1 protein-coding gene is annotated in these 399 nt (G+C 60.7%); it reads left to right on the top strand.

Features of this window, described 5'->3' with window-relative positions; all coding sequences use genetic code 11:
- On the top strand, nt 1-203 hold a 203-nt coding region (locus tag LUU93_RS21895), incomplete at its 5' end, for a hypothetical protein (protein WP_255669564.1).
- Nucleotides 204-399: the final 196 nt, after the last annotated feature.

Here is a 399-nt window from a genome sequence, read left to right as displayed (position 1 = left end):
ACGTCGACGGTGACCCGGCGCACTCCACCGAGACCACCAAGGCCCAGCACCCGCTGGCTGCAGCCGAAGTGATCGTCGAAGAAGTCGAAGGCAACCCGGGGTACTACAACTCCAAGTTCTACCTGCGCCCGCACTACCAGCTCGAAGGGCTGACCGTGTCGTTGCGCCTGGTATCGAAACTGCCTTCGGCCAAGGGCGCATAAAGATTTACTGAACGGTGCAAGGCCAATGTGGGAGCGAGCTTGCTCGCGATGGCGGTGGACCTGCTTACATCCCTTATGCCAACCCCAAAAACCGACTCAACGCCTCACGCTGCGCCAACGCATCCTGGCGTCCCAGCTCGATCAGTTCGCTGCAATACCCCGACTCGAACAACAGGTAACTCAGCACCCCTGCGCC

The organism is Flavobacterium soyae (assembly GCF_021245985.1).
In the GTDB taxonomy this organism is placed as follows: domain Bacteria; phylum Bacteroidota; class Bacteroidia; order Flavobacteriales; family Flavobacteriaceae; genus Flavobacterium; species Flavobacterium soyae.
Note: the sequence above shows the minus strand (reverse complement) of the source record. Positions and strands in the feature narration are given on the sequence as shown.